Annotated in this window: 17 protein-coding genes; 15 read left to right on the top strand and 2 right to left on the bottom strand. The window is 59.8% G+C overall.

Features of this window, described 5'->3' with window-relative positions; genetic code table 11:
* Window positions 1–143 precede the first annotated feature (143 nt).
* The 5 genes from leuA (at window position 144) to NML54_RS08840 (ending at window position 5,623) form a co-directional block, all read left to right on the top strand.
* Window positions 144–1,892, top strand: coding sequence for a 2-isopropylmalate synthase (gene leuA, locus NML54_RS04010; protein ID WP_254756017.1), 1,749 nt, complete (start codon window positions 144–146; stop codon window positions 1,890–1,892).
* 170 nt (window positions 1,893–2,062) lie between these two features.
* Complete coding sequence (locus tag NML54_RS04005) at window positions 2,063–2,965, top strand: hypothetical protein (protein ID WP_254756016.1); 903 nt, start codon at window positions 2,063–2,065, stop codon at window positions 2,963–2,965.
* A 210-nt stretch (window positions 2,966–3,175) separates the two neighbouring features.
* Window positions 3,176–4,024 carry an undecaprenyl-diphosphate phosphatase gene (locus NML54_RS04000; protein WP_254756015.1) on the top strand — a complete coding sequence of 283 codons (849 nt, stop codon included), beginning with the start codon at window positions 3,176–3,178 and terminating at the stop codon, window positions 4,022–4,024.
* A gap of 158 nt (window positions 4,025–4,182) precedes the next feature.
* Complete coding sequence (gene mshC, locus NML54_RS03995) at window positions 4,183–5,499, top strand: cysteine--1-D-myo-inosityl 2-amino-2-deoxy-alpha-D-glucopyranoside ligase (RefSeq protein WP_254756014.1); 1,317 nt, start codon at window positions 4,183–4,185, stop codon at window positions 5,497–5,499.
* Between the two features lies 1 nt (window position 5,500).
* Window positions 5,501–5,623: a hypothetical protein gene (locus tag NML54_RS08840; RefSeq protein ID WP_256500203.1), complete on the top strand. Its 123-nt coding sequence runs from the start codon at window positions 5,501–5,503 to the stop codon at window positions 5,621–5,623.
* A 108-nt stretch (window positions 5,624–5,731) separates the two neighbouring features.
* Here NML54_RS08840 and NML54_RS03990 read toward each other — a convergent pair whose 3' ends face one another.
* The gene (locus tag NML54_RS03990) at window positions 5,732–8,896 is read right to left on the bottom strand and encodes a type ISP restriction/modification enzyme (RefSeq protein WP_254756013.1); all 3,165 of its coding nucleotides are present in this window, start codon (window positions 8,894–8,896) and stop codon (window positions 5,732–5,734) included.
* Window positions 8,897–8,903: 7 nt separating this feature from the next.
* Window positions 8,904–9,104, bottom strand: a complete 201-nt coding sequence (locus NML54_RS03985; RefSeq protein WP_060824782.1) for a hypothetical protein — start codon at window positions 9,102–9,104, stop codon at window positions 8,904–8,906.
* 275 nt (window positions 9,105–9,379) lie between these two features.
* Here NML54_RS03985 and NML54_RS03980 point away from each other — a divergent pair, with 275 nt between their 5' ends.
* From NML54_RS03980 to tatC, 10 genes are all read left to right on the top strand, one after another.
* Complete coding sequence (locus NML54_RS03980; RefSeq protein ID WP_254756012.1) at window positions 9,380–10,441, top strand: tRNA (adenine-N1)-methyltransferase; 1,062 nt, start codon at window positions 9,380–9,382, stop codon at window positions 10,439–10,441.
* Window positions 10,442–10,572: 131 nt separating this feature from the next.
* A complete protein-coding gene (arc, locus tag NML54_RS03975) occupies window positions 10,573–12,399 on the top strand; it encodes a proteasome ATPase (protein ID WP_254756011.1) in 1,827 nt (608 codons plus the stop codon).
* Between the two features lie 159 nt (window positions 12,400–12,558).
* Entirely contained in the window at window positions 12,559–14,370 is a 1,812-nt protein-coding gene (dop, locus tag NML54_RS03970; RefSeq protein ID WP_254756010.1) for a depupylase/deamidase Dop, read from the top strand.
* A 195-nt stretch (window positions 14,371–14,565) separates the two neighbouring features.
* On the top strand, window positions 14,566–14,760 hold the full coding sequence (locus NML54_RS03965) for a ubiquitin-like protein Pup (protein ID WP_005506016.1): 195 nt from the start codon (window positions 14,566–14,568) through the stop codon (window positions 14,758–14,760).
* A gap of 29 nt (window positions 14,761–14,789) precedes the next feature.
* Window positions 14,790–16,262, top strand: a complete 1,473-nt coding sequence (gene pafA / locus NML54_RS03960) for a Pup--protein ligase (RefSeq protein ID WP_254756009.1) — start codon at window positions 14,790–14,792, stop codon at window positions 16,260–16,262.
* A 160-nt stretch (window positions 16,263–16,422) separates the two neighbouring features.
* Entirely contained in the window at window positions 16,423–17,478 is a 1,056-nt protein-coding gene (locus NML54_RS03955; RefSeq protein ID WP_254756008.1) for an FKBP-type peptidyl-prolyl cis-trans isomerase, read from the top strand.
* A gap of 128 nt (window positions 17,479–17,606) precedes the next feature.
* Window positions 17,607–18,002 (top strand): FKBP-type peptidyl-prolyl cis-trans isomerase, encoded by a 396-nt coding sequence (locus NML54_RS03950; RefSeq protein WP_254756007.1) that lies wholly within the window; start codon window positions 17,607–17,609, stop codon window positions 18,000–18,002.
* 205 nt (window positions 18,003–18,207) lie between these two features.
* Complete coding sequence (locus tag NML54_RS03945; protein ID WP_254756006.1) at window positions 18,208–20,529, top strand: WYL domain-containing transcriptional regulator; 2,322 nt, start codon at window positions 18,208–18,210, stop codon at window positions 20,527–20,529.
* Between the two features lie 435 nt (window positions 20,530–20,964).
* Complete coding sequence (gene tatA / locus NML54_RS03940) at window positions 20,965–21,201, top strand: Sec-independent protein translocase subunit TatA (RefSeq protein ID WP_254756005.1); 237 nt, start codon at window positions 20,965–20,967, stop codon at window positions 21,199–21,201.
* A gap of 132 nt (window positions 21,202–21,333) precedes the next feature.
* Window positions 21,334–22,215 (top strand): twin-arginine translocase subunit TatC, encoded by an 882-nt coding sequence (gene tatC, locus NML54_RS03935; protein ID WP_254756004.1) that lies wholly within the window; start codon window positions 21,334–21,336, stop codon window positions 22,213–22,215.
* Window positions 22,216–22,306 lie beyond the last annotated feature (91 nt).

Raw genomic sequence — 22,306 nt, 5'->3', positions numbered from 1 at the left:
TCCGGCTTTTTGACGCGGCATCTCACCTTTGCATCCTTTCTGATGCACCGCCTTGACCACGGCTGCCGGGGACCGATACCCGGCACGGTACGAGCCCCACAATTGGGGTAGGGCGAGACGGACCAACCAACAGGAAATTCATCATGAAAAACCACCAGAAGCCCAGCCCCATGCCGGTACACAAGTACCGCCCTTTCCACGAGCAGATTGTTGTTGATCTGCCGGACCGCACTTGGCCGGATAAGGTCATTGAGAAGGCTCCGCGCTGGTGCGCAGTGGATCTGCGTGACGGCAACCAGGCGCTGATTGACCCCATGGACACCGACCGTAAGCTTGCGATGTTCAAGCTGTTGGTGAAGATGGGTTACAAGGAAATTGAGGTTGGTTTCCCTTCGGCGTCGCAGACTGACTTTGATTTTGTGCGCACTCTCGTTGAGGACGGCCACATTCCTTCGGATGTGACCATTCAGGTTCTGGTGCAGGCGCGTGAGCACCTGATTGCCCGCACTTTTGAGGCGATTGAGGGCGCACCGCAGGCGATTGTGCACTTCTACAACTCGACCTCCGTTCTGCAGCGTCGCGTGGTGTTCAACCAGGATCAGGAGGGCGTGCTGGATATCGCCCTGCAGGGTGCGCGCCTGTGCCGCAAGTACGAAGAGCAGATGATTTCTGACACTAAGGTCATCTACGAGTACTCGCCCGAGTCTTTTACCGGCACTGAGCTGGAGTACGCGGCTCGCGTGGTGAACGCTGTGGCTGAGGAGCTGGAGATTGGTCAGAACGGCCGCGAGCTGATTGTGAACCTGCCCGCTACCGTTGAGATGGCTACCCCGAACGTGTACGCCGACTCGGTCGAGTGGATGGACCGCAACCTGAACCACCGCGAGCACATTGTGCTGTCGCTGCACCCGCACAATGACCGAGGTACCGGCGTGGCTGCTGCTGAGCTGGGTTACCTGGCGGGCGCTGACCGTATTGAGGGTTGCCTCTTCGGTAATGGCGAGCGCACCGGTAACGTTGACCTGGTCACTTTGGGTCTGAACATGTACACCCAGGGTGTGGATCCGCAGATTGATTTCTCTGATATTGACGGTATCCGTAAGACTGTTGAATACTGCAACCAGCTGAAGGTGCACGAGCGTTCGCCGTATGGTGGCGATCTGGTGTTCACTGCGTTCTCTGGTTCTCACCAGGACGCTATTAAGAAGGGCTTTGAGGCTCTGGAGCGTACCGCTGCTGAGGCGGGTAAGAGCGTGGATGAGGTTTACTGGGAGGTTCCGTACCTGCCGATTGATCCTCGCGACCTGGGTCGTACCTATGAGGCGATTATTCGTGTGAACTCGCAGTCCGGTAAGGGCGGTATGGCGTACCTGCTGAAGCAGGATCACGGCCTGGATCTGCCGCGTCGTGCTCAGGTTGAGTTCTCGAAGATTGTTCAGGCTCGTACTGATGCTGAGGGTGGCGAGATGACCAGCGAGAAGCTGTGGAACATCTTCGCGGATGAGTATCTGCCGGCTCCGGATCCGCAGAACCGTTGGGGTAAGTACCGTATTGAGTCGATTAATATTGATTCGGCTGATACCGGTGCGACTACTCTGCGTGTTGGTCTGAACATTGATGGTCACACTTACACCCGTTCGGCTTCGGGTACCGGTCCGGTGGATGCTCTGCAGAACATCCTTTCGGCTGAGGGCGTGGATATTCGCGTGATGGATTATTCGGAGCACACCATGTCGTCTTCGTCGACTGCTAACGCTGCTTGCTATGTTGAGGCTGCTGTTGGTTCTCGTGTGCTGTGGGGTATTGGTGTAGACAACTCGACGACTCGTGCGGCGTTGAAGGCGATGATTTCTGCTGTGAACCGTGCGCTGCGTGATGAGCGTCAGGCGTAAGCGATGACCGTTATGCTTTGTGCGGGGTTTTCGGGTGACCGTTGACCGTGCATGATGTAGGGGCGGGATGCATACTGGGAGTATGTATCCCGCCCTTATGCGTTTAATGTGCGCAGGTGTTGTGCGCATTGGCGGTCTGTGGGGCGAATAGTCTGCAGGGAGGAACTCTCATGAAAAGCTACGCGATGGTGTTTAGCCCCGTTGATGCGGCGGGCACCAATTCTTCTGTCCGTGCCTGGAATTATGAGCTGCGCGGTGGCGATGATACTGCTCTGCCTGCAGGTTCCACCGAGGTGTGGGAGGCGGGCTGGGTGGGTTCGACTGGTCCCGGTATTGAGCAGGATCAGTGGCCGCGCAGTACGTTTACCGGTTTGCCGATGCAGCATATTTTTACGGTGAGGTTGCCGGGGGAGTACCTGCCGGATGCGCAGAAGTATCCGGGCGTGGTGGCGTTCTCTTTCTTCGCCGGTGATGGCCAGTTCGCTGAGGATGAGGCGACTAAGGGTGTTGCTAATGCTGCTAGTGATGACCCGTTTGAGGTGCAGTATGCGCAGGCGCGGGTGCATCCGTATCAGTTGTTGTTGCGCGATATTTTGGATGCCGAGTTTGCGGTGCTGTACCTGAGTGAGGAGGAGTTCTCGTCCCGTACGGAGCCGCCGCAGGATGTGCGCCGTCCCGGTGAGCATCGTGGTGAGGAGGAGAGCTTCAGCGCCTGGGCTTTGGCGGATCGTCAGCAGCCGCTGGCTCGTAAGCCTGCTCTTGTGGGGTGGGCTCCGACGGATGACCCGAATGCCGGTAAGGCCCCGAGTGATGTGTTTGAGAATGTTGACCCGCAGACTGGTTATCTGAGTCCTTTCGATTGGGACACGGAGGATTCGGCGTGGTTTGAGTGGGCGAAGCCGCTAATTGCGGTGGGTACTCACCTGGGTGGCACTCATTTTTATGCGCAGGCTCTGCCGGAGGGTCTGACGGCTCGTTATATTGAGTTCGATGAGTTTGATGTGCTGAATTTTGGGTGCGGTAGCGCTGTTTTTGATTTTGAGACTGGTGTTTTTGACTGGTCGTGCGGCTAGTACGCTTGCGCCGGAGAGCGCCCATTTGAGGTGTTTGCGCGGCCTCCTTGAACCGTGCATGAGCCATGGATAAGCCCCGGATACGCCGCGGTATACCTCCTGAAACGGCACCCTAAGCGTTTCACAGCGTGGACGGGGCGGTTCACGGAAGTTCCTCATCACCTTCGGCGAACCGCCCCGGGCGGGTACGCCTCCTGTATCCTTGAATGCGTGGAATGGATTCAAGCAATTATTTTGGGCTTCGTTCAGGGCCTTACCGAATTTCTGCCGATTTCATCATCGGCGCATCTGAACATTGTTGGTCAGATCCTGCCGGAGAGGGCTGACCCGGGCGCCGCGTTTACCGCAATCACCCAGCTGGGTACTGAGACTGCGGTTCTGATTTTCTTCTGGCGCGATATTGTTCGCATCCTGAAGTCCTGGTTCGGATCCTTGACCGGCCGCGTACCGCGCAACGACCCGGATGCCCGCATGGGTTGGCTGATTATTCTCGGCTCCCTGCCCATCGGCGTTCTGGGTCTGCTGCTGGAAGACTACATTGACACCCAGTTCCGTAGCCTGTGGGTTGTGGCGACCATGCTGATTGTCTTTGCGGTGTTCCTGGGTCTTGCGGACCGTTTTGGTCGTGAGCAGCGTGAGCTGAAGGACCTGACTTTCCGTCACGGTATTCTGTACGGTTTCGCGCAGGCGCTGGCACTGATCCCGGGTGTTTCCCGTTCGGGCGGTACGATTACTGCGGGTCTGTTCATGGGTTACACCCGTGAGGCTGCGGCTCGTTACTCGTTCCTTCTGGCTCTGCCGGCAGTGTTCATGTCTGGTCTGTACAAGACGTTCAAGGTGTTCACTGGTGCTGAGGCGACCGGCTATTACGGTATCCCCTCGACTATCGTGGCGACTTTGGTCGCGTTCGTGGTGGGTTACCTGATGATTGGCTGGTTCTTGAAGTACGTGTCTTCGAAGTCCTACGGCGTTTTCATTTGGTACCGCATTGCGCTCGGTATCCTGATTTTCGTTGGTTTGGGCACTGGTGTTCTGAACGCTACTTCTTCGGCGTTCTAAGGCTTTAGCCCTCAGCGTGATATGACATACCCGTCCGTGAGTTTCTCACGGGCGGGTATTCTTATTGGAGTAGATTTTTTGGCACCCGCATGCCTTGAGGTTGGGCGGCGGGTGTGGCGCGTCCACCGGTTGTGGGCGTTTTTACGGAAAGGAAACCCATGCGAGCTTGGGATGCCCCCGCCTCTGTGACTCTGCCCGGTCAGGCTGCGCTGCCGCGTATTTTTGATACTGCGGCTGGTGAGATTGTTCAGGTTCAGGAGGATAAGGCGGCGAGCCTGTACGTTTGCGGTATCACCCCGTACGACGCGACGCATATGGGTCACGCCTCCACCTATGTTGCTTTTGACTTGCTGCACCGCGCCTGGCTGGATGCGGGTGTGCCGGTCACCTACGTGCAGAACGTGACCGATGTGGACGACCCGCTGCTTGAGCGTGCGACCGCGACGAACGTTGATTGGCGTGAGCTGGCTGAGGATCAGACGGAGCTGTTCCGCACCGACATGAAGGCACTGAACGTGATTCCGCCGGCGCACTATGTGGGTGTGGTGGAGTCCATTGAGTGGCTGTTCCCGCTGATTGAGGACCTGTACCGCCGCGGTCTGGCGTACCGCGTGCCCGGCTACACCGACGAGCAGGGTGTGGTGCATCCTGACGGTGACGTGTACCTGGATTTGAAGGCTGTGCGTGAGCTACCCGCGAACGCTGAGGGCTACTCGTGGGCGCCCGGCGAGGTCTGCCACTTGAGCCGTGATGAGATGCTGGAGATTTTCGCTGAGCGCGGCGGCGACCCGAACCGTGCCGGTAAGCGTGACGCGCTGGATCCGCTGCTGTGGCGTGTTGAGCGTGAGGGCGAGCCGAGCTGGAATGCCGGCGAGCTGGGCGCGGGCCGCCCGGGCTGGCATATTGAGTGCACGATGATTGCCCGACGTTTTGTGGATGGTTCGCTGACCGTTCAGGCGGGCGGTAACGACTTGACGTTCCCGCACCATGACCTGGGTGCGGGCCATTCGTGGGCTGTGTCTGCACGCCCGCACGCTAAGCATTACGCGCACACCGGCATGGTCGGTTTGGACGGCCATAAGATGAGCAAGTCCCGCGGTAACCTGGTGCTGGTTTCGCGTCTGCGTGCGGCCGGTGAGGATGCGAACGCGGTGCGTCTGGCGATTATGGGTCAGCATTACCGTTCGGATTGGTTCTGGACTGATGAGCTGCTGGAGCACGCGAAGGCTCGCCTGGACACCTACCGTCATGCGGTGTCGGTGGCTGAGGGCCGTGAGGGTTCCGAAGGTGTCACCGATGAGGCGGCGGTTGAGCTGCTGGCCGCTGTGCGTGAGGCGCTCGGCGAGGATCTGAACGCTCCGGCGGCGTTGGCGGCTGTGGACGCGTGGGCTGTGAAGGCTCTGGCGGACACCACCGTCGGCGGTGGCGCGCTGGTGCGTGACATCCTGGCGGCACGCCTGGGCGTGGTCCTCTAAGATGGCTTCGTCGGTCATGGAGGAGCTGTATGCTTTTCGCCCGTATGACCGTGAGGCGGTCGATGCGCTTGCCGCGGAGATGTTATCTGAGGTGCGTGCGTACGAGGCGCAGAAGGAAGCGTAGGGCTTCTGAGAGCAATATGAGCCCAACAAAGGGGTGGGTGATCCTGGAATAGTCCAGGATCACCCACCCCTTGCGTTTAACCGCCTGATACCGGCAGCTATTGAGCGGCTAGTCTTCGGTGTCTACAAATTCCTCACGGAAAATCTGTTCACCGGCGAGAACCTCATCCAGGAGCTTCTCCTGAGCGGGTTCCAGGTGCACCAGGTGCGTAAGAGTGTAGAGCAGGCGCTCGTACTCTTCACTCCAGGCTTCCGGCCATTCTCGCTGAACAATATCGTTGAGTGAGGAGCTACGGAGCACTACCGGCTTCTTGAGGCGGTATTTAGCCCATAGACCCAGTACTTGGTTACCACCGACGGTGTAGTCGAAGACGCGCTTCTCCACGTTCTCACAACGTGCCTGACCGAAGGAGACCGTACCCGTAATCGGGATGTTCTGTTCCTCAGAGAGGCTATCGACCGGGTCGGGGGAGAAGCTGGGCTTCTTCTCCGGCATGGTTTTGCCCATGTCTACCGTCGGGGTTGGCAGTGTGTAGTCTGCGTCCTTAGGCAACTGGTGCAGATACTTTATACCCGGTAGCGGCTCACCACGCTCACCGTAGGTGTGCAGCCACACGACCTGCTTACCAAGCTGAACAGCGCGTTCCCAGAGTGCAGGGTCGGCGGTGAGGGGCACGCGGATACCCGCCTGTTGGAGGGGCTCGTCAAAGGTGCGCACGTAGCCGGGGTGTCCGGTGAGTGCCGCCAGGTAGTAGACGAGGTCGCCGGGGGCGTTATCTCCGAAACGCTCACGTAGCATCTGCGTGGCAGGTTCGGTGAGGTTGGGGGCACCGCCAGCAGTTAGTGCCGGATGCGCACGGCCACCACGATTATTGAAGGCGTGCATATCCGGGATAAGGGTACTAAAGTACAGTCCCGGGCCCGCCTTGGGGTAGTGTGCGTGCTGCTCCACAATAAAAATCTGCTCGGGAACGCGATGCTCCCATAGATCAGGAGAAGCACGATGGAGTAAGCGTGAATCGGCCAAGATATACTGCCGGTCAAAGGAGCGATACCCCACCTGCACAATATTCGGCGTATCAGGAATGAGCTCACGTGCAATCTGGTTGTTCAGGCTTTCGAGACTTCCCTGGAATGTATCGTTCCCAGGAAGCGGCTTTTTACCAACTGCTATACCCGTACTACTAGTTTCCTTAAAACGTTCAGCACGTACTTCCAAATCATTGCCTTCGATGAGCTCAGCCCAGCGTTCCTGTAGTACGCTCTCCGAGGGAGCATAAACCCAGGTCTTATTGGGCTTCACACCGGGGAAGCAGCTGGCGTAGAAATCAGGCAATGCCGGGTAACTATCCCAATCACCACCCGCTTCGGGAGCGAACTTATCACCCCAGCCAGAGCGCACCGGCTCAAACTCGGCACCGTCCAGGTTGAGGGTAGCAAGAGCCTGCATTTTCTCCGCAAAGGTACCGTGTAGAGCCACGTAGCGAATATCCGCGGGGGTTTCCTCATCGGTATTTTCTTCACGCAAGAACAGGGCAATAGACACCGGAGTCTCAATAGCAAAGACAGCATTCTTTGCCGGCGGACGCTTACCCTCAGGGGTCACATTAATAACCCATCCGCGGCTAGAAGAGCGGCGAATATACTCACGCATTCCCGCGAAGCCAGGTCCATTCAGATAGCCGTCTGCGGTAATAAAGCAGACCACACCCGCATTCTGAGCACTATCGAGCTGGTCCTCCAGAGCACGGAAAGAATCCTCAAAAACCTTCCAGAAAGCCCAGCGCCAGAAATAGACGTACAGGTTCTTCAGCACATACTCGTACCTACCCATACCCGGTGCACGGAAGTCATCCAGAATCGGGGAGGCAACATCGGCAGAGCGGAAACCCGACTCCACCCAGCCACCCATACCCTCGGCCTTATCCTTATACGGCGGATTACCAATGCACACCTGAATAGGCACCTCACGCTTCACCCTAGTTGCCTTATTCGACAACTGAGAAAGCAGACGCAGAGTATTACCGTTCACCGGCTTCTGCTTAGCGTAGGGGTCGCTCAGAGTATCCGCCACATAGAGGTTCAGACCGTCCTCGGGAATATCAGCCCCCAGCTCCTTAAGGGTCTGGTTCAGGCGAAGCTCAGCCACGGAGAAAGGACCGGACTGCAGCTCAAAGCCGTACAGGTTCTTCGCCAGACGATTCAGAGCACGAGTACGCGCAGCGGGAGCGAGGCTCTCCGTCTTCGCCACCTTGTGCATAACCGACAGAGGATAGGTGCCGGTACCCATCGCCGGGTCAATCACAGACACACCCTCGCTCGCCAGACCGTGCTCCTTGCCCAGGTAGGTGCGTAGAGCATCGTCTACCAGGCGCACCATCTGATCCACCACCTCAACGGGGGTGTAGTAGCTACCGGTCTTCTTGCGCTGCTCGGGGTTATAGACCTTCAGGAAGTGCTCGTAGAGGTGAAGATACACATCCGACTTGCCGCCAGAAATGTATTTCCAGGAGGCTGCACCCATGACACGCACAATCACAGCCAGAGCGTTATACAGGGAGCTTTTCTCATCCAGATGCTCGGTCAGCAGACCCAGCGCATTACCCAGCAGACCGTGCTGAGAACGCAAACGACCCGCCATGGTCGAGAACGTCTCAAGGCTCAGGTCGTGACCCTCTGAGAGAGCAACCACCAGTGAGAAAACCACCGTCTGCGCAAAACTATCGGCAAACTCTTCATTACTGGTACTCGGGGCGAGAGTATCACGCCAATCCTTACGCAGACCCACCAGCGGGGGAGGAATCACAAAATCTTCCTCACCCTTCTTCTTAGCCTTTGTCTGATCCGCTTTATATGTCTTTTCCTGTACGGCAAGACCTATAAGCATCTCTTCACGCAGCAAAGCCGCAAGGGGAGCGAGAGTTTCTACCAGCTGATCGGCACTCGTAATCGGGGAGGGAGCCCAACGCAGAAAGTTAAGGAAGAACGCCGCGAGAGCATCCGGTGCGCTCAGCGTGCCATGGCCGCTAAAAGAACCATGCATATGCACTGCATCGTACCCGGTGCTCGTCAGCACCGGTTCGCCATAACGGTATAGGCGCCACTCGGTGCCATTGGTGTACAAAAGGTTCGGAAGGTTCCGCAGCCGCTGCCACTGCTTATACTCGTGGCTCTTCTTAGTGAAAGAAGCGGGGTCAATGTTCTTACCCGGAGCCTTCAGCTCCACGTAACCGGTTAAAACACCATCGACCATGATGGCGTAATCAGGGCGCACCAGACCCTCAGAAACTAGACCCCCCCCCCGCTGTTTTCAGCGAGGTTTCACGGACGGTCACAACCTTCATCGAATGCAAAGCGCCAAAGTCCTGCAACAGGGTAGCGACCGGGTTCGTCAGCTGAGCCTCCGGTTCACCATCCCCAACGCGCAGATTCTCCCGCACCTGCCTGCCGAACTCGGCAATCAGTGAGTTGAAATCAGTCACAATACTCTTTCCTCTGCCCCATAATTCGTGGGCACTAAGGTGTTTCGGCCCGCAGAGGAGTTCCGCGGACTCCACTCCAGTCTAACCAAAAATGAGTAGCCCCAATCGCTCAGTGGTCATTGCTCCATCCGGGCCCCGCATTATCACGCCCCCGGGGTAATGCACCACAGCCGATATGCAGACTCCGCTAAAATAGAAAAGGACTTTTTCCGTACCCTAGTTCGCCGCAAAGCGCGAACAGCACAGACTGACCCAAACCCGAGGAGAACCACCCCGTGAGCAGCGGCACCCACACCCCCACCGGCGCAATCAACCGCCGCGGCCCCTTCCGCCCCGGCGAGCGCGTCCAAATCACTGACGAACGCGGCCGCATCACCACCATCACCCTCGCCGAAGGCGGCGAATACCACTCCCACAAGGGCTTCCTCAAGCACGACGACCTCATCGGCGCACCCGAAGGCACCGTCATCGCCAACACTCACGGCATCCTCTACCAGGCGCTGCGCCCCCTCTACAAGGACTTCGTACTCTCCATGCCGCGCGGCGCAGCCGTCGTCTACCCCAAGGACGCCGCGCAGATCATCGTCAAGGCAGACATCTTCCCCGGCGCACGCGTCGTCGAGGCAGGCGTCGGCTCCGGCGCACTATCCATCGCGCTGCTGCGTGCAGTCGGCGACTACGGTTGCGTGCACTCCTTCGAACGTCGTGAAGAGTTCGCAGACGTCGCCCGCGGCAACATCGAGACCATGTTCGGTGGACCGCACCCGGCGTGGAAGCTGAGCATCGGCGACCTGCAGGACACCCTGCCGCAGGTTGAAGAGCCCGGCAGCGTCGACCGCGTCGTACTCGACATGCTCGCACCCTGGGAATGCCTGGACGCTGTAGCGGAGGCGCTCGCACCCGGCGGCGTGCTCATCTGCTACGTTGCGACCGTAACCCAGATGTCCCGCCTGGTTGAGGGCATGCGCCTGGACGGCCGCTTCACCGAACCCGAATGTGACGAAACCATTGTGCGTGGCTGGCACGTGGAGGGCCTGGCGGTCCGCCCCGACCACCGCATGGTTGCACACACCGCGTTCCTGGTCGTGGCTCGTCGCCTGGCTGACGGTGCGGTACGCCTGGCACCGAAGCGTCGCGCGTCCAAGACTGACTTCTCTGAAGAGGATATGAACGCGTGGATTCCCATGAACGTGGGTGAGCGTGAGGTGACCGATAAGAAGATTCGCCGCGCAGCCCGCGATGCGAAGAACCTTGCCGCTCACGCCGCACGCGCGAACGAGATTGCGCTGGAACAGAACGGCGGCGTAGCATCCGAGACTGCTGAATCCGCCGAATAATTTGAACCACTGACCTGCGGGGGCACGGGCGTTGCCTGGAGCCCCCGCAGTGCACTCACCAGGCTACTCACTGTGCCCAACCACCCGCACCGAGTAGCCGCCGATTAGGACGAACAGCTAAAGGAGCTACCGTGTCCACCCACGAATCTGCAGATCAGGCAGGAACCCCCCAGTACGGCACCGCCCACAGTGCAGCCAGCGCGGCACCGCACTACTCGGCTGCTTTCGGGTCGACCTCCCTGCCCGGCAGTCAGCCCGTCAGCGCGCAGGAGTATGACGCCGTGCTGCGTCGACTCTCCGCGGCGGAGGCAACCCGCGACAATATGAGCCGACAGATTCGTGGTGCGGGGGAGAAGAACCGCAAGCTCGTTGAGGCAATCACCAGCATGCGCTACCAGGTGGAGCGTCTGCGCGCGTCCCTGTCGCAGAATGTTATGCCGCCGCTGAATTCGGCGATTGTGCTGGCGGTGCATGAGGGGCAGACCATGACCTACGAGCAGGTCGCGGGCGATAAAAGCCCCGCTGAGATTGACACCTACCTGGATGTTCAGGTGAGCGGCCGCATGATGCGTATTCCCGTGTCCCCGCTCATTGACCTGTCCACGCTGACCCCCGGCATGACCGTGCTGCTCAACGACAAGACGGAGGCGGTGCTCGCCCTGGACACCGAGCCCTTCGGTGACGTGGTGACCGTGCGCGAGGTGCTGGATGAGCAGCGCGTGCTGGTTGATACGTCCTCGGGTGCTCAGCAGGTGGCGCGTGTGGCTGGTTCCCTCGACATTGAGCAGCTGCGCACCGGCGACGCGGTCACCCTCGACACGCGCACCCGCATGCTGACCTCGCAGGTTCCCGCCTCCCGCTCGCAGGAGCTGGTTCTGGAAGAGATCCCGGACGTCACCTACGAGCAGATTGGTGGCCTGGGCGCGCAGATCGAGCAGATTCGCGACGCGGTGGAGCTGCCGTACCTGCACCCCGAGATTTTTGAGCGCTACCACCTGGCCCCGCCCAAGGGCATTCTGCTGTACGGTCCTCCCGGTAACGGTAAGACCATGATTGCTAAGGCTGTGGCGAACTCCCTGGCGGCTCGTGCGGTTGCGCTGAACCCGGGTTCGGCTACTCGCGGCTACTTCTTAAACATTAAGGGCCCCGAGCTGCTGGATAAGTTCGTCGGTGAGACGGAGCGTCAGATTCGCGATATTTTTGTTGCCGCCCGCGAGAAGGCGGAGGCTGGCCACCCGGTCGTCGTGTTCTTCGACGAGATGGAGTCGCTGTTCCGTATGCGCGGTTCGGGTCGTTCCTCCGATATTGAGACGACCATCGTGCCGCAGCTGCTTGCCGAAATTGACGGCGTGGAATCGCTGCAGAACGTCATCGTCATTGGTGCAACCAACCGTGAAGACCTGATTGATGCCGCGGTGATGCGCCCGGGCCGACTCGACCTGAAGATCCGCATTAACCGCCCGGACGCCGCCGGTGCGGCAGAGATTTTCGGCCTGTACCTGACCGAGGACCTGCCCCTGGACGCGGCGGAGGTGGCTGCCGCCGGTTCGACCCGCGCCGCCCTGACCGCGATGATTGCGGCGGCGGCAGGTCAGCTGTACGCGCGCACCCCCTCCACGGCGTACGCTGTGGCGACCGTGGATTCTTCCATGGTCGTTGGTTCTGGTGCGAGCGCGCACCTGTCCACTCACACGCTGTACCGCGGCGATTTCGCTTCGGGCGCGGTGATTCGCAACATTGTGGACCGCGCGAAGAAGGCCGCGATTAAGGAGCAGCTGCAGGCGCTGACCGCCGGTGCGGACGCCTCGAGTGTGGGTATTGGCACCCGCCACCTGCTGGAGGCGGTACGCGCCGAGTTTGAGGATCAGGTGGACTTGCCGCCGCTGCCCGATATTGAGGATGCGCTCACCGTTGCCGGTGTGCGTGGCCGCCTGGTGTCGGTGGAACCGCCGCGCTAAACCGCGCGCCCGCACCATGAGTCGGACGGCGCGCGCCCACTAAGCTGTGCGCCCAGTCAACCGCACGCTCAGCCCACACCCGCGCTTATCCCGCATCAACCCCAGCATTACCGCAGGTCCAAAGCCTTTAGATGGTATAGATTTTTTCAGGAGAACCCCATGAACTCCACCCCCAGCTACGGCGTACACCGCATTATGGGTGCCGAAACCGAGTACGGCGTCATCGCCCCCTCCGCGCCGGGCACCAACCCGACCGTGCTGTCCGCACTGGTGGTCAACACCTACGCCAAGCTCGCCTTCCGCCGCGGCGCCGCCTTCCGCGAGGAACTGCAGCGCCGCGCCCTGGCGGATGAGCTGACCGCCGAGCAGGCACGCCAGGCAGAGAACTACTCGACCGCCACCCCCGAGGGTCAGTGGCTGGGTGAGTCCGAATCGCCGCTGCGTGATGCGTTCGGTCAGGTTCAGGACGCATCCACCGCCCACTCGAGCCAGATGACGCACACCCGCACCGAGCTGACCAGCGAAGACATCGCCCTGGAGATTATGCGTGAGGCGGGCGTTCAGGCACCGGGTGAGCCCGCCGAGCCGCGTAGCGCCCTGGATGCGCTCGCCGGTGTGCACGGCCGCGGTGGTTTCCCGGAGCGTCTGGACTGGGACCGCGTGACCATGAACGCGATTTTGCCCAATGGTGCGCGCCTGTATGTGGATCATGCGCATCCGGAGTATTCCTCGCCAGAGGTTCTGACCCCCGCCGACGCGGTGCTCTATGACGCTGCCGGTGACGCGCTGGCGTACGAGTCGCTGGTGGAGCTGGGCAACCACGCGCAGGATTTGCCGCAGGTGAAGCTGTACAAGAACAACACCGACTCGAAGGGCCAGTCGTACGGCGCCCACGAAAACTACCTGATTAGCCGTGATGTTCCGTTTGAGCAGGTTGCGGAGGCGCTCCTGCCGTTCTTTGCGACCCGCGCAATTTTTACGGGTGCGGGCCGTGTGGGTATTGGTACGCACGGTGAGGTTCCGGGTTTTCAGATTAGTTCGCGTGCTGATTTCTTTGAGCGCACGATTGGTCTGGAGACCACGATTCGCCGCCCGATTGTGAATACGCGCGATGAGCCGCATGCGGATGAGTCGAAGTACCGCCGCCTGCACGTGATTCCGGCGGATGCGAACATGTCGCACTATTCGAACCTGTTGAAGTTTGGTACGGCGGCGCTGGTGATGAACCTGATTGAGTCGCACAGCGAGCAGCACCCCGCGCTGCCGGGTGTGCGCCTGTCTGATCCGGTGGCGGCGATGCACGCGGTCAGCCACGATTTGTCGCTGTCGGTTCAGCTGCCGCTGGCGCCGTCTTCGGCGACCCTGCCGAGCCCGGTGTCCACGAGTGGTTCGGCAAGTGCCCTGCAGATTCAGCGCGCATACTATGAGGCTTCCCGTGCGCACGAGGAGTCGAACCCGGCGGGTGTGGATGCAGCGACCGCGCAGATCCTTGATCTGTGGGGTGAGGTTCTGGATGCTCTGGAAACCAACCCGCTCTCGCTGGCGGATCGTCTGGATTGGGTGGCGAAGTATGCGCTGGTGCGCGGTTATGTCGCTCAGGGCGTAGATTATGCGAATCCGAAGTTGAAGGCTTTGGATTTGCAGTACGCTGATATTGACCCGTCGAAGAGCCTGTATCACCGTCTGGTGGCGCGTGGCCGTATGCGTACTCTGTTCTCTGCGGAGCAGATTGAGCGTGCGACGACTGAGCCGCCGCGTGAGACGCGCGCGTTTTTGCGTGGCACGTTGATGGCGCGTTGGCCGGAGGAGATTCTGGGTATTAACTGGGATACGGTGTCCTGCCGTGGCAGGTATTCGAAGGATCTGACTCGTTTTACGATGCTGGAGCCGACCCGGTACGGTGCCGCACAGGTGGAGCCGCTGCTGGATGAGGTGAACCATTCGGATGAGCTGCTGAACCGCCTGCGCTAGTAGCACCTCACCACCACCAAACCCACATAAAATCATATTCTTCCCCGGGGCGAATACCCCCATTCGGAAGAGTAAAAACCACATAACCCACAGGTAGGATGCAGGAAGGTTCGGGTACCCAAACCCTGACACCCCGCACCCGACCCCACTAAAAACTTATTTGTCCACAACCGAAAACCCCTTGAGGAGAGAACCATGAGCCGCGAACGCATCAGCGCACAGCAGACCGAAACCACCGCAGCCGAGCAGGAGCAGGAACTGACCCTCGCCGCCTCCCACGTTGTCTCTGACGTGAGCGAGGTCGACGACCTGCTCGACGAAATTGACGGCCTGCTCGCTGAGAACGCTGAAGACTTCGTCACCGGCTTCGTCCAGAAGGGCGGCGAGTAACCGGCGCACCTGCGCGCCGGGTCAGCATCATGGAACACCGTATTTTCGGCATTGAAAGCGAATTCGGGCTCAGCTACGTCCCGCACGGGCTCGGTCGGTTGAGCATCGAAGAGTCCGCCGCCGCCCTTTTCAAGCCCGTCCTGGATCAGTGGCGTTCAACGAACGTCTTCCTGCCCAACGGCGGTAGGCTCTACCTTGACGTGGGTTCACACCCCGAGTACGCCTCCGCCGAATGCGGCAGCATTGACGAATTGCTCGCCCAGGAACGCGCCGGTGAGCTACTTTTCGCTGATCTGGCGCGTACCGCCCGCAAGCGCCTGCTCGCAGGCTCGGAGGGCCGCCCCCTCGACGGTGAACTATACCTGTTCAAGAACAACGTGGATTCGGCGGGCAACTCCTACGGCAGCCACGAGAACTACCTGATCAGCCGCAAACTGCAGTTCAACGACCTGATTAAGCAGCTCGTGCCGTTCCTGGTGACCCGCCAGATTCTGGTCGGCGCCGGTAAGACCCACCCGAACGGCGGCCCGGTGCCCGGTTCGACCGACCCGGCGTCCAGCACGGGTGTGCCTTCGTATTCGTTCTCTCAACGTGCCGACCATATTTGGGAGGCGGCATCCACCTCAACCTCGCGCGTTCGCCCGCTCATTAACACCCGCGACGAGCCGCACGCGGACGCTTCGAAGTTCCGCCGCATGCACGTCATTAACGGTGATTCGAACATGGCGGAGCCGACGACCCTGCTGAAGATTGCCAGCACCGACCTGGTGCTACGCATGCTGGAGGACCGCTTCCCGGTCACGAGCCTGGATATTGCGTCTGTTCCGGCGGCTCTACGCGCTATCAGCCACGATTTGACCGGCACCGCGACCTTCGAAACCACGGATGGTAAGCACTACACGGCGTTGAGCGTTCAGCGTCACTACCTGGATGCGGCACGCCAGTACGTGCAGCAGTACGGCGCGCACCACCACCACGTGGAATACGCCCTGGACCTGTGGCAACGCACCCTGGATGCTATCGAGTCCAGCAACTACAGCAGCATTGACACTGAGATTGACTGGGCGATTAAGAAGAAGCTTCTGGACGCATATATTGCCCGCGCCCGCGCGGCTGGTCAGCCTGCCGATTATGCGAACGCCCGCATCCGTCAGCTGGATCTGGCGTACCACGACATCGACCCGGAGCGTAGCGTCTTCCACGCGCTGGTTCGTCGCGGTGCGGTCAAGCGCATCCTGCCTGAGGGTGCTGCGGAGGCGGCGAAGACTCAGCCACCGAACACTCGCGCTCTGCAGCGTTCGCGTTTCATTAATGCGGCGGTTGCGGCGGGGGAGCAGTTCACCGTGGATTGGGTGCATTTGAAACTCAACGCCTACCCGCAGCACACGCTGGTGTGTAAGGACCCGTTCGCTACCGGCAGCGAGGAGCTGGAGGAGGTGCTGAGCCTGTTGGCGTCTAAGGCGCGTCAGCATCAGGAGACGGCATTCCCGCCGCCCTGCTAAACAGCCCTGCTAAAATCCCAGCGCACCCCGCGCCGCTACACAGCCTGAACACAGCTACGTGCCGTAGCATAAAACAGCTAAACCTATACCTGTAAACTGTTCTGTGACACACGGGCACTCACACGCCCCACTCTCACAGAAAATCCCAGAGGATAACACTATGACCAAACGCTCTAAGCTCACTATTTTCGGTGCCAGCGCGGCTGCTCTTGCGCTCGCACTGTCTGCATGTGGCGCACAGTCCAATTCCAACAGCGACCTGTCCAAGGTGCAGTACACCTTGAAGAACGCGACCGCTGAGCCTGAGGCGTCCTTCGCGACTCCCTTCGCCGCTTCTAGCCCCTCCGCATACGTGATTGAGGAAGGTAACGGCGAGTCCATCAACGATGGTGACTACGTGCTTGTTGAGGCTGCTGTGTTCAAGGGCACCGACGGCAAGCTTAACGGTTCCACTTATTCCAGCGAGCCGATTCTGCTGCCGATTAACGATCAGTTGAAGCAGGCTGCACCGCAGGTGTACGAAACCCTGAAGAAGATTAAGGTTGGCGGTTCTTTCTCGTACACCACCAACGTTCTGCAGCAGCGTAGCACCGCGGGCGTGACCACTACGACCGCTTCGCCCGGCACCGCAACTAACGTTGAGGTGTACACCGTGAAGACGAAGCTGCCCAAGTACGCAACCGGTAAGGCGGTTGAGGCTGACCCGTCGCTGCCGTCCTTCACTCTGGATGAGTCCACCGGCAAGGCTGATATTAAGCTGCCCGACACCAAGCAGGAGCACACTGAGCTTGTCTCGAAGAACCTCATTGAGGGCGAGGGCGCTGAGGTCAAGGAAACTGATACCGTGTACGTGCGTTACATTGGCGTGCAGTACTCCGATGGTAAGGTCTTCGACGGCAACTATGACGCTCCCACCCCGACGGGTCTCTCCCTGCAGGGTGTTATCAAGGGCTGGACTCAGGGTTTGAAGGGCAAGAAGGTCGGCTCCCGTGTTGAGCTGGTCATCCCGGCGGATTTGGCGTACGGTAACAACGCCGGCGGTTCCAAGCCTTCGGGCACTCTGGTGTTCGTTGTTGATATTCTGGGCGCGGAGGAGAACCCGCAGACCCTGCAGCGTGCTCAGGCGGCTTCTAGCGCAGCTGCTGCTGCGGAGGCGAGCGCCTCGGCAACCGCTTCTGCGACCCCGGCAGCTACCGCTTCGGCTACCGCACAGTAGCCCGGCACCCACTTTTTTACGTCACGTTTTTACGTCATATTTTTATACCGCGCCCGCCGCCTATACGGCTTAGGCGGCGGGCGCACCCACTATTTCGATGTATGTCGAACCAATCAAAGGAGACACCCATGTCTTTCGGTCAGCGTAACCTCGACCGCGAAAAGCCCGAAATCGATTTCCCCGAGGGCGACGCCCCCACCGAGCTGGTCATTACCGACCTGATCGAGGGTGCAGGCGCTGAGGTTGTTCCCGGCTCCCGCGTGCTCACCCACTACGTTGGTGTGGCTTTCTCCACCGGTGAAGAGTTTGACGCGTCCTGGAACCGTGGCGAGCCGCTGCCGTTCCAGGTGGGCGTTGGCCAGGTTATCCGCGGTTGGGATGAGGGTCTGCTCGGCATGAAGGTCGGCGGCCGTCGTCGCCTGGAGATTCCCGCCGACATGGCGTACGGTAACCGCGGCGCTGGTTCGGTCATTAAGCCCGGCGAGTCCCTGATTTTCGTGGTGGATCTGCTGGACGTCCGCTAAGGACTAGCCAGGTTCTCGCGTTTTTCGTGTAAGAGACGCACAGCCCGGTGCTTTCTCCCGATTGTGGGAGGGGCGCCGGGCTTTTTTGTGCCAGGTTTTTGTGCCGGGCTATTGGCGCGTCCGCGAGATTTTATACCCGCGCATTCTTCCCGCAGCCACCCCACACAAAGTAAGTGCTGCGGAACACACACGGTATGATGGAATCATGTCCACCGCAGCTCAGCTTTACATGACTCTTCACCGCCTCGCCACCGCCGCCGAAGCACCAGATACCGCAACCCGAGCCCAGGGCATCAGCCGCAACGAGCTACTGACCCTGCTCGGTATTAGCACGCGCGCTAACGGCTCCCTCAGCGAATCCCATGAACGCGCCTTTGAACGAGCCAAGCAGACCCTGCGTGATGCCGGCGCGCGCATCACCCACGTGACCACGGATCTGGGGGAGCGCTACCGCCTCGAAACCAGCAACGCCGCTAAGCTGCCCGCCTGGAACCCCACCGCCGAGGAGTTCCGCCTCATCAACACCATCCTGCGCGGCTGGGAAGGCACCGAACTGCAGGATGACGCCTACCGCATCCTGCGTAAGATTGCGCTGACCAGCGAGAACCTCACCGATGAGGCGCTCGCCGCCGCGAAGATCCTGGACCCGAAGACCGGCAAGTGTCAGCGCGCAAAGAACCTGCACACCTACCGCGAGCCCCTTCAGCGCATTTACTTTAGCGATAACCCGCACCTGAATGAGCTGTTCACCGCCTATGCGGAGCGTAAGACGGTCACGTTCACCTATCAGACGGCTGCCGGTGCGACCCGCGTGCAGGAGAAGGTCAGTGTTGCCGGTATTGGTTACCGTTACGGCACCTGGTATTTTGTCGGCTACTACACTGAGAGCGCGGCACGTAAGGAGTACACCTTCCGTGCCAGCCGCATTCAGAAGCTCACGATGCTCTCACGTATCGATTCGACCCCCATCAATGCGACGTTCAACGCTAAGAACTGGCTTGAGGGCATTGAGGGGTACGAAGAGAGCCTGATTGTTGCCGAGGTCAACGCCGATTCCACGCTTTCGGAGCCCTTCACCGTGCCCTCGTACGGCACGATTGATAGCGCTGTGGCGGCGACCAGCTACAGTTGCGTTATCGAGCCGCCCGAGGAATCGGAGGCTGCCTCTACCCGCCAGCGTGACAGCTACGCCGCCCAGCAGCAGCTGTTGCGCACCCTCACCGACCTGCACAGCGGCGCGGTCGAAGACCCCGGCACCTGGGCAGATATCAACCAGCGCAACCGTAACAACTCCCTCGACGACCTTGTGGACCTGCTCCTGGGTCTGCACCGTGCCGACCGCTGGGCGAGCGCCCACGATGAGGCACCCATGCCGTTGAACCAGCTCAACGCCCTCTACAGCGTGGACACCGAGAAGAACCGTGCCCTCGGCAAAACCATTGCCGAGATTTTCGCTCAGGTAGACGCATCTCCTTTCAACCCTGTTCCCTTCGAGTCTGACCCCAAGGACCCGGACGCGCTCAAGCCCACCTACATTAACCTGCTGCCAGATTTTGACGGCGCCACCCCAAACACGCTGCTGAACTACGCGCGCCTTACTGACACTGAGCTCACCATTCTTGTCTTTACCCTCTCTGCCGCAGATATTCTGCACCCGGCGGATGCGCGTCTGGGCAGTATCCGTGCGGCGCTCGCCGCCGCATACCCGAACGCGCCCGTCTATGCTCAGCACCTGTGCTTCGCCCCGGAGGAGCCTTTGTTGCAGGAGGCGACTGCCGCTCTGAGTAGCGGCAATGCCGTGACCATTGGGTACGGCACCTCTGAGCGTGCCGCGGATCGCCTGGTGGACCCGTATGCGTTGGTGTTGCACCGCGACCACATGTACCTGCATGCGTGGTGCCGTACCGCTGAGGAACGCTACTATGCAGCGCGCGGTGAAGAGGTACCGGCGCAGGCATCCACGCAGGTACCTGAGGCTTTTGCTCACGCAGCCACCGGCGAGGCAGGGAACAGCGAGACTGCCGACAGCCAGGCGGGAAACAGTGAGGCGACGGATAATGAGGCAGGGGATAAGACCCCCACTTTCTGGCGTAACTTCCGCCTCACCCGCATCAACCACATTCAGGAGGCGGGTGCGGGACGTACCCACCCGGTCACCGGTGACACCGTCCCGCATTGGCACGCGCAACAGCACAGCACTCAGACCAACCCCTTCGCAGAGTTGCGGATTCACCCGACCGAGCACATTCCCAGCGGTGAGCCGCTCGATACTCTCACCGCAACGTACATGCGTCGAAGCACCCACCACGTGAAGAAGGCTTCACGCACCCAGTACGTGCGCATCCACTACTACAACAACGCCCACGGCGCTGGCGATAAGAACATCCTCGACACCGTCATCGCGCACCGAGGTGCCCTCGAACTGGTCGGTCCTGCCCACCTGCGCGCGGCGCTGCTTGACCAGTTGCAAACCCTCAAAGCGAGCAGTCGCAAGGGTGCGCCCACAGGTGCGCCCACAGAAAAATAGAACTTCACCCACTAGCAAAAACACCCTAAAAACCCTTCCAAGGAGCCAAAACATTAACCTAATACTTGTATAATGGTGCTCATGTCTTGGTGGTTCTGGATTTTGCTATGGGGCGCGCTCATCATCTGCTCGCTCCTCTATTTGGCATGGTTCACCTACAAAGCACTCACTCGCGGTTTCACACTCCTTGACGAAACCGTAACCTGGGTCGAGTCCATCGAGGGACAATTCGACGCAGCGCAAGCGAACGCAAGCCGAAAACTCCCACGAGACACCACCCTCGGGGTATTCACACCCATCACCGAGGCATACAATAACTACGAACAAGGTAAGCAGACACGCAGGTCTGAGCGGATCAAGCGACGGGTCTCCCGACGAGATCGACTCGGCCAACCTCAAAACATCGGAGACCTGCTTTAACTAGAAAGGCACACCATGGGCCAGATTTTCAGCCACCCCGCGACCATCATCGTCGTTATCCTCCTCATCGTCCTCCTCTTCGGCGCACCCAAGCTGCCCGGCATGGCACGTAGCCTCGGCCAGTCCATGCGCATCTTCAAGACCGAAGTTGAGGGCCTGAAGAACGACTCCAAGAAGGACCCCCGCGCGAAGGACGGCGAAGAGGTCGTCACCGCTGAGGTCGTAGACAACGGCAAGACCGAAACCAAGTAACGGTCCCGCCCCAACGCACCAAACCCGTGCCAGCCCACCGGCCGGCACGGGTTTTGCGGCACCACCCCATAAACACCCCACCAGATCCCCTCAGCCGAATCACACACGGCGCCGACACCCAGAGGACACCACGTGGCAACACCTGACCAGGACGTGCGCAACCGCAAAGTCAATCCTGAAGCACGCATGGAACTCAAGGAACACCTGCGCGAATTCCGCGACCGCCTCATCAAAGCGGCTATCGCAACCGTCATCGCAGCCATCATCGGTACGGTCTTCCTCTACCAGCCTTTCATCGAAATGATCTCTGCACCCCTGCAGCAGATCAACGCAGAAACCGGCCGCAACGCAAACCTGAACTACGGTAGCGTCGCATCTCCTTTCGACCAGCTGCTGAAGGTCGGTATGTACATCGGCTTGGTGATAGCCTCTCCCGTCTGGCTCTACCAGGCGCTGCGATTCCTGTTGCCGGCACTGCACACCAAGGAGAAGAAGTATCTCTTCGGCTTCCTCACCGCATCTATTTTCGCGTTTGCCTGCGGTGTCGCCATTTCGTACTTCACCCTCCCCGGCGTGGTCTACGCACTGCTGAAGTTCACCCCCATCAACGAAAGTAACTACATTGACGCGGGCGTGTACATCTCCTTCATCCTGAAGTTCGTTGTGACGTTCTCCTGCGCCTTCATCATCCCGGTGATCCTGGTCGGCATTAACAAGCTGGGTCTGATTCGCGGCACCACCATTTTGAAGGCTTGGCGTTGGGTTGTCGTGCTCGTTGCGGTTATCGCAGCGCTGACCGCACCCGGTAGCGACATCATGATGATGTTCGTGCTCATGGCACCGCTGCTGATTTTCTTCTTCGCAGCAATTGGCATCTGCATAATCAACGACAAGCGCCGCGACCGCAAGCTTGCCAAGCTGGCGCAGGGCTCGGATGAAGCAAGCCTGAACACCGCAACCAGCAGTGAAGACCTGGCGAAGATGGGTTACTTCGAGGACGAGAAGACTTCCTAAATTGAATAGATCACTTTGAGCAACCTAACCGAAAGGGGCGGGGTACAGAGAACCTGTACCCCGCCCCCTTTCGCATGTTCCGCAACAGTGT

This window comes from Rothia gullae, assembly GCF_024294905.1.
GTDB lineage: Bacteria > Actinomycetota > Actinomycetes > Actinomycetales > Micrococcaceae > Rothia.
This window is presented reverse-complemented; position numbering and strand designations above follow the sequence as displayed.

What these genes read in the sequence shown, in the direction of transcription:
- NML54_RS03965 (WP_005506016.1), top strand. Translation starts at nt 14,566, where the DNA reads ATGAGCCGCGAACGCATCAGCGCACAGCAGACCGAAACCACCGCAGCC.
- NML54_RS03945 (WP_254756006.1), top strand. Translation starts at nt 18,208, where the DNA reads ATGTCCACCGCAGCTCAGCTTTACATGACTCTTCACCGCCTCGCCACC.
- dop (WP_254756010.1), top strand. Translation starts at nt 12,559, where the DNA reads ATGAACTCCACCCCCAGCTACGGCGTACACCGCATTATGGGTGCCGAA.
- leuA (WP_254756017.1), top strand. Translation starts at nt 144, where the DNA reads ATGAAAAACCACCAGAAGCCCAGCCCCATGCCGGTACACAAGTACCGC.
- NML54_RS03955 (WP_254756008.1), top strand. Translation starts at nt 16,423, where the DNA reads ATGACCAAACGCTCTAAGCTCACTATTTTCGGTGCCAGCGCGGCTGCT.
- NML54_RS08840 (WP_256500203.1), top strand. Translation starts at nt 5,501, where the DNA reads ATGGCTTCGTCGGTCATGGAGGAGCTGTATGCTTTTCGCCCGTATGAC.
- pafA (WP_254756009.1), top strand. Translation starts at nt 14,790, where the DNA reads ATGGAACACCGTATTTTCGGCATTGAAAGCGAATTCGGGCTCAGCTAC.
- tatA (WP_254756005.1), top strand. Translation starts at nt 20,965, where the DNA reads ATGGGCCAGATTTTCAGCCACCCCGCGACCATCATCGTCGTTATCCTC.
- NML54_RS04005 (WP_254756016.1), top strand. Translation starts at nt 2,063, where the DNA reads ATGAAAAGCTACGCGATGGTGTTTAGCCCCGTTGATGCGGCGGGCACC.
- NML54_RS03950 (WP_254756007.1), top strand. Translation starts at nt 17,607, where the DNA reads ATGTCTTTCGGTCAGCGTAACCTCGACCGCGAAAAGCCCGAAATCGAT.
- mshC (WP_254756014.1), top strand. Translation starts at nt 4,183, where the DNA reads ATGCGAGCTTGGGATGCCCCCGCCTCTGTGACTCTGCCCGGTCAGGCT.